Below are 6,684 nucleotides of genomic sequence, written 5' to 3' on the forward strand. Positions count from 1 at the left end.
GCTCGTAAGCAGCCCTGCCAATCATGGTCGGGCTTGTCCCGGCCACGACGCCTGCTCCTTCATCGCGTGCGGCAAGGCGCGACTACTTGCCTGCGAAGGCGAACGCGGCGGTTCAACGCCCCAGCATGCCATCCCATAGCGGCAGGCTGACCAGCGCGCTGAGGAAGATCACGAGATAGGCGATGCGCCGGAACGTCTCCTCGGAGGCGATCCGGAAGGCATGCGTGCCGACCCAGAGACCGGCGCCGTAGATCGCAAACAACGGCAGCGCCATCGCGAGCGATGCGGCCGTGATGATGCTCTTCAGCCAGAGCAGGACACCGCTGACCACGGTCGACAGGCCGAAATAGGTCTGGAGGTTGGCACGCGCTTTGTGCCGGTCGTTGCGCTGGGCGCCGAGCCAGAATACGGCCAGCGGCATGCCGCCGATACTGGAGAGGCCGTTGAACAGGCCGGACAGCGAACCGACACCCAGCGAGAGCGGGATGCCCGGCTTGCCGTGATAGCGCCAGCCCGAGGCCATCAGCGTCACCGCGGCGAGAACGAGCACGGCGACGATCCAGCGCATCGTCCTCGGCTCCAGCCAGGTCAGCAGCCAGAGCCCGAATGGCAGCGTCAGCGTCGCGGCGATCAGCAAGGGGATGACCTCGCTCCATTCGGCACGCTTGGCCGAGCGGGCGGCGATCGGCAGCGCGAAAGGCAGATCGATCACCCAGATCAGGCCGAGCGCTGCGACGGGGCCGAGCACCAGGCTTGCCAGCGGCATGAAGACCATGGCGAAGCCGAAGCCGGTGAACCCGCGCACCAGTCCGCCGAGCAGCGTCGCGCCGAGAAGGGTGGTTATCCCCGAGAGGGTGAGGCTGGGGAACAGCGCGGAAAGCAGGTCGGTCATCGGTCCAGGGAGGTCAGGCAGTCGGGGCAGCCCACCATCACCCAAGTCCCGGCGGGATCAACTCTTTCCTTGTGATGGCATCGATATGTGCACGTCATCGATGCCATGAGGATCGCGCGCGGTCATGCGCGCCTGATCAACTGCGCGTCCGCGCATGCCCGCCTTGCTCAGCTTGCGGCCACGGGTTCCGGGAATTTCCATTTGCCGTTCAGGATCTCAGCGCGTGGGCGATAGAGGCGAACCGTGTAATTCCAGCCCTTCATGATCGGCAGGCAGTTCGGGATCTTGCCGTCGCAGCCGCCGAACTGGATCGAGATCGAGCCGTCGCCATTCTTCCTAGCGGTGATGTTGTTCAATGAGTAGGCGCCGTAAGGATTCTTTTCGTAGTAGCCCTCGGCATTGTAGAGGCTCACCGACCAGAAGCCGTTGACCGGCACATCCTTGACGTTGAGCTTGTAGACGGTGGTTCCGTCATTCCTCGCCGGCGTGACGTTGAGATAAGTGGCGTCCTTGTCGGGGTTGCCGCCCCAGMCTGTCGCGGTCCCGATCAGGTGCCGAATGGGATCGACTTCCTTCTTCGTGCCGAAGGCCTTCTTGAAATCGGGTATCGTCGAGCCCAGCACCAGTAATGCGTCACGGACTTTCTTCTGGCTGGCCTGATCCCAGTTCGGCACGTCGAACTTACCCGCGCGCTTCTGGCTGACCTTGATGGCATCCTGCAGGGCGTGAACCTGCTGCACGTCCTTTGGATCCACAGGGTCGACCAGGGTGCGGATGGCAACCGCCGCATAGCGCGTGCCGACCCTTTGCCTGTCGAGGGTGTAGGAGCCGGCGCCATAGGCCACCATCGGGGTATAGTGGTCCTCGTTGATCACCTGCATCGACATGAAGCGCTTGCCTGCCGTCGGCAGCGTGATCGTGACCGGGCCTGCGTCGAGATCGAAGACGGCCGCCGAATAGAGCGTATCGCGGTTGAGGCGGATAACGGTCTGGTTGTCGATCGCGGCCGGCTCACGCCGGTGCACGAATTTACCGAGGCTGCCGTCCTTGACCATGTTGCTCATGTAGAGGTCCGATTCGGCGCGGATGAAATTGTCCACTCCGACTGGGGCTGCAGGATCCGACGGCGCCTGCGCGACCGCGCCGCCCGTAACCGCCAGCGTAGCGGCAAACGCGTAAATCGTGAGCTTGGTGTGCATCTCGGCCCTCTGGGTCAGTTCTGTGGCTGCAGCGGTGGGGATTTCCATTTGCCGTTCAGCGCCGCCGGCTTCGGCCAGTACAGCCGCGTGACCGCGAAGAACGGCCCCGTCGGCGCGGGCAGCCAGTTGGCTTCGCGCTCCTTGCCGGGGGACTCGTTTTGCACATGGACCGTGATCCCGCCATCCGCATCGCGCTTCAGGCCCGGCAGCATCGGCGAATTGATCAGGTAACGGTTGATCGGGTTGGCATAGAGCAGGCTCGCCGGCAGCTCGTACATGGTCAGCGACCAGAAGGCGTTGACCGGTGGCAACTGCCCCGGTGCAAAGCGCAGGGTGTAGCGCTTCGCCCCGTTCAGCGTCTGCTTGGCGGAGTCGATGAAATAGGCGGGATAGAGCGCCTCCTGCTTCGCATTGCCGTAGATGCCGAGGACAGCGCTTGCCATTCGCAGCATGTAATTGTTCTTCAGGAAGGCTCGCGTACCAAACCCGTCCGCACTCGAACTCTTGCCGGTATCGACCTCTGTTTCCTTGTACAGTTTGAATGCGGCCCAGCCATCGGCCATGCCGTCCTGCAGGGCCTGGCGTAGTTCAGGCGAGAGCGCATTCGCGTCGAAGCTCTTTCCGCCGCCGACGCCGATCTTCGAGAAACGCGCCATCAGCGCCCTTTCGGACGGATGCGTCGGGGCAAATTGCAGAACGAAATTCAGGACGTTGAAGGTCTCGAGCGAGCTGCGCTCCTGCTCGGGCGTCAGCGGCTTGATGAAATCGACCGTCGGCGCCGGTGCTGGTGCTGGCCTTCCCAGAAACTGCGAGAGGGGCTGGACCTTGTAGCCGGCCTGGACCGCCTTGACCTTGTCGATGTCCCCGGGGTCGAGGAGCTGGGTTCGGTACAGCACGAAGGCGAAATCGGTCTCGGAGCGGATCACCTGCTTGATGCCGGCCGGCTTCTCGCCCCTCCATTTCGGACCCGCCAGCAGATAGCTACCAGCGCCGTTCCCGGTGGCGCGGCTGCCGACATAGGCGAAATCGAAGGTGTACTGGTCGATGAACTGAAGGGAGTAATAGCGGCCCTTCTCGACCGCGGGCACCGTGAAGACGAGCGGCTCGGCGCGCAGGTCGGCACCGACATAGGAATAGGGCGTGTCCGAGTTGGGCGTCTGGATCGCCTTGTCGTCGGGCGTATAGACCCGCGCGTTGTTGACGAGCGTGTTCCAGGGAGCCTTGAACTCCGGGCTGTAGCGATCGACGAAATAGGAATGCTGAATGCGGTAATTGTCGACGAGCGGGAAGCCATAGATCGTGGCTTCCTTGGCGATGGCGCGAGCTTCGGCGGGGGTAGGAGCTTGTGCGTGCGCCGTGAGTGCCAGCGGCGGCAGCAACAGGGCAAGCGATGCGGCGAGAGAGACGAAGAGCGACGTTCTCATGGCGTATTCCCCTGGATTCCTGCGCTGAAATCTTCTCGATAACGAAAAACGTCCGGATTTCTCGCGGAATGACCGCGATCGACGAAGCATAGGGGCAAGCCGCGCGCAGCGTATAGAGGCCACGCCATGCTGTGCCGCATGCCCTGGCATTCCGGCAGCGCTCCTCAGTGGAACCTCGGTAATGGAGTACAAACCGTGTCCAGACTAGTGTGCGGACATGGCACAAGCGATTCGGATTCTCGGCCTTGATCCCGGTCTCAGGAAGACCGGCTGGGGCATCATCACCAGCGAGGGCACCAAGCTCTCCTTCGTTGCCTGTGGCTGCGTCGAAAGCGACGGAGCGAGCCCGCTTTCGGAGCGGTTGAGACAACTTCATGACGGTATCGCGCGGGTGATCGGCTCGTTCGACCCCGACGAGGTCGCGGTCGAGGAGACGTTCGTGAACCGCGATCCGCAATCGGCGCTGAAGCTCGGCCAGGCGCGCGGCATCGCGCTGGTGGTGCCGGCGATCGCCGGCCTCAGCGTTGCCGAATACGCGGCCAATCTCGTCAAGAAGACGGTGGTCGGTGTCGGCCATGCCGACAAGAAGCAGGTCCAGGCGATGATCCGGGTGCTGCTTCCGAAGGCCGAGACAAAGTCGGCGGATGCGGCGGACGCGCTCGCGGTGGCGATCTGCCATTCGCAGCATCGCGGCATGAGGGCGCTGGTTGCGCAGATGCGCGCGGCCTCGTGAGGCGCTACAGCTTGGACATGCACATGCGACGGAGCCTCTGATGATCGGCAAGCTCAAGGGGCTGATCGATTCCTATGGCGAGGATTTCGTGATCCTCGACGTGCAGGGTGTCGGCTATGTCGTGCAATGCTCGTCGCGCACCTTGCAGCGTTTGCCAAAACCCGGCGAGGCAGCGGCGCTGGCGATCGAGACCCATGTCCGCGAGGACGCGATCCGTCTCTATGGCTTCCTGTCCGACGTCGAACGCKACTGGTTCCGGCTGATGCAGGTGGTACAGGGCGTCGGCGCCAAGGTGGCGCTCGCCATTCTCTCGACGCTGGAGCCCGGCGCGCTGGCGACGGCGATCGCGACCAACGACAAGGCGGCCGTGGCGCGTTCCCCCGGGGTCGGTCCAAAGCTGGCGCAGCGGCTCTGCGCCGAGCTCAAGGACAAGGCGCCCGCCTTCGGCCATATCGATCCCGGCGTGGTGCAGCTCGCGGGCGCACTGGAGGACAGGAAACTACCGCAAGCGGTGGCGGACGCGATCTCTGCCCTGTCCAATCTCGGCTATCCGCAGGCCCAGGCCGTGGCGGCGGTGGCCGCGGCCTCGAAAGCGGCCGGCGAGGGGGCCGGGACGGCACAGCTGATCAAGCTGGGTCTCAAGGAACTGGCGAAGTGAGCAATGCCGACGCCCTGATCGTCCGCGCCGTCGAGGATAAGAGCGAGCTGCTGCAACTGATGCTGGCGGTCTGGGGCTCGCATAAGATGATGATCGACCTGCACACCTACGACGTCGCCGAGATCGATGCGCTCGGCCTGTTCACGGCTACGGGGCAGACGGCGGCGCTGGCAAGCTGGACGCGACACGACGAGACCGCCTATCTCTGCGCCCTGCATTCGCTGCGGCCGGGAGAGGGCGTGGCGGTCCAGATGCTCGCTGCGGTCAAGGCCGCTGCCCGGGCCGCAGGTGCCAAGAAGCTCAAGGCGATGCTGACCAATGACAACATGCCCGGGCTGACCTTCTATCAGCGCCAGGGCTTTCGCCTGTCCGGCCTCTATCCCGAGGCGATCGATCATTATCGCTCCGTGATTCCGACGATTATCAAGACCGGCTACAGGGACATCCCGGTGCATGACGCGCTGGAGCTGGAGATTGAACTGTGAGTGAACCCCGCCGCCTCGTGACGGCCGACCGTCGCGACGACGACAGCGAAACCTCGCTGCGGCCGCTGTCGCTGTCCGATTTCACCGGCCAGGCGGCGGCGCGCGCCAATCTCCAGGTCTTCATCAATGCGGCGCGCGCGCGCGGTGATGCGCTCGACCATGTGCTCTTCGTCGGCCCGCCGGGCCTCGGCAAGACGACGCTGGCGCAGATCGTGGCGCGTGAACTCGGCGTCAATTTCCGCTCGACCTCGGGGCCGGTCATCGCCAAGGCCGGCGACCTCGCGGCGCAGCTGACCAATCTCGAAGAGCGCGACGTGCTCTTCATCGACGAGATTCACCGGCTCAACCCGGCGGTCGAGGAAATCCTTTATCCGGCGATGGAGGATTACCAGCTCGACCTGATCATCGGGGAGGGGCCGGCGGCACGCTCGGTCAAGATCGACCTGCCCAAGTTCACATTGGTGGGCGCGACCACGCGCGCCGGCCTGCTGACGACGCCGCTGCGCGACCGTTTCGGCATTCCGATCCGCCTGCAATTCTACACGGTCGAGGAATTGCAGGGCATCGTCGCGCGCGGCGCCCGCGTGCTCGGCATCGGCATGTCGGATGACGGTGCCAACGAGGTCGCCCGCCGGTCCCGCGGGACACCGCGCATCGCCGGCCGACTGCTCCGGCGCGTGCGCGACTTCGCCATCGTCGACGGCGATCCGGTGATCACGCGCTCGGTCGCCGACAAGGCGCTGCACCTGCTCGATGTCGACGGCATCGGCCTCGATCAGATGGACCGGCGCTATCTCACCACCGTCGCGGTCAATTTCGGCGGAGGCCCGGTCGGGATCGAGACCATCGCCGCCTCGCTCTCCGAGCCGCGCGATGCGATCGAGGAGATCATCGAGCCCTTCCTGCTGCAGCAGGGCTTCATCCAGCGCACGCCGCGCGGACGCCTGCTGACGCCGCATGCCTTCCGGCATCTCGGCATGCCGGAGCCGAACCGCGAGACGGCGCAATTCGGATTGTTCGGGGACGAGGCCGAGGGCGAGTGATGCTGGGAATGCTGCGGAACCTTCTGGTCGCCGTCTTCGTCACGGTGGTTGCGGGGCCCGCCGCGCAATGGGCTGCCGCGGCCGAGCCCACTCCCGAAGCGACGGTCAAACAGGCCTATGCCGCGACAATTCGTAGCCTCGCCAGCTCCGGCCTCAAGGCCTCGCCGCCGGCATGGCGACCGCCGCATCGCGACAGGCTCTTGAGCAAAGGCCTCGCGGCGCTCTTCGCCCGCGACGACCTCTATCAGGA

Annotated in this window: 8 protein-coding genes; 5 read left to right on the top strand and 3 right to left on the bottom strand. The window is 64.8% G+C overall.

The features are described 5' to 3' along the window. Nucleotides 1–112: 112 nt before the first annotated feature. The 3 genes from AC1DRP_RS33795 to AC1DRP_RS33805 form a co-directional block, all read right to left on the bottom strand. The gene (locus tag AC1DRP_RS33795) at nt 113–892 is read right to left on the bottom strand and encodes a sulfite exporter TauE/SafE family protein (protein ID WP_476770808.1); all 780 of its coding nucleotides are present in this window, start codon (nt 890–892) and stop codon (nt 113–115) included. A gap of 167 nt (nt 893–1,059) precedes the next feature. Further along, nucleotides 1,060–2,091 (bottom strand): DUF1254 domain-containing protein, encoded by a 1,032-nt coding sequence (locus AC1DRP_RS33800; protein WP_476770814.1) that lies wholly within the window; start codon nt 2,089–2,091, stop codon nt 1,060–1,062. A 14-nt stretch (nt 2,092–2,105) separates the two neighbouring features. Beyond that, entirely contained in the window at nt 2,106–3,515 is a 1,410-nt protein-coding gene (locus tag AC1DRP_RS33805) for a DUF1254 domain-containing protein (RefSeq protein ID WP_476770809.1), read from the bottom strand. Between the two features lie 217 nt (nt 3,516–3,732). On the opposite strand from AC1DRP_RS33805, the gene ruvC reads away from it, so the two are divergent. The 5 genes from ruvC to AC1DRP_RS33830 all read left to right on the top strand — a co-directional run. Next, nucleotides 3,733–4,248: a crossover junction endodeoxyribonuclease RuvC gene (gene ruvC, locus AC1DRP_RS33810; protein WP_441488214.1), complete on the top strand. Its 516-nt coding sequence runs from the start codon at nt 3,733–3,735 to the stop codon at nt 4,246–4,248. Nucleotides 4,249–4,288: 40 nt separating this feature from the next. After that, complete coding sequence (gene ruvA / locus AC1DRP_RS33815) at nt 4,289–4,906, top strand: Holliday junction branch migration protein RuvA (protein WP_476770810.1); 618 nt, start codon at nt 4,289–4,291, stop codon at nt 4,904–4,906. Next, nucleotides 4,903–5,391 (top strand): hypothetical protein, encoded by a 489-nt coding sequence (locus AC1DRP_RS33820; RefSeq protein ID WP_476770811.1) that lies wholly within the window; start codon nt 4,903–4,905, stop codon nt 5,389–5,391. The genes ruvA and AC1DRP_RS33820 overlap by 4 nt, the downstream gene beginning before the upstream one ends. After that, on the top strand, nt 5,388–6,434 hold the full coding sequence (gene ruvB, locus AC1DRP_RS33825) for a Holliday junction branch migration DNA helicase RuvB (protein ID WP_476770812.1): 1,047 nt from the start codon (nt 5,388–5,390) through the stop codon (nt 6,432–6,434). The genes AC1DRP_RS33820 and ruvB overlap by 4 nt, the downstream gene beginning before the upstream one ends. Before the next feature lie 8 nt (nt 6,435–6,442). Further along, the coding region (locus AC1DRP_RS33830) for a hypothetical protein (protein WP_476770813.1) at nt 6,443–6,684 on the top strand (242 nt) is incomplete at its 3' end.

It is taken from the genome of Allobosea sp. 01N443, assembly GCF_056399325.1.

Excerpts from the sequence above, each read along its gene's own strand:
- AC1DRP_RS33795 (WP_476770808.1), bottom strand. The coding sequence starts at position 892 with ATGACCGACCTGCTTTCCGCGCTGTTCCCCAGCCTCACCCTCTCGGGG.
- AC1DRP_RS33805 (WP_476770809.1), bottom strand. The coding sequence starts at position 3,515 with ATGAGAACGTCGCTCTTCGTCTCTCTCGCCGCATCGCTTGCCCTGTTG.
- ruvC (WP_441488214.1), top strand. The coding sequence starts at position 3,733 with ATGGCACAAGCGATTCGGATTCTCGGCCTTGATCCCGGTCTCAGGAAG.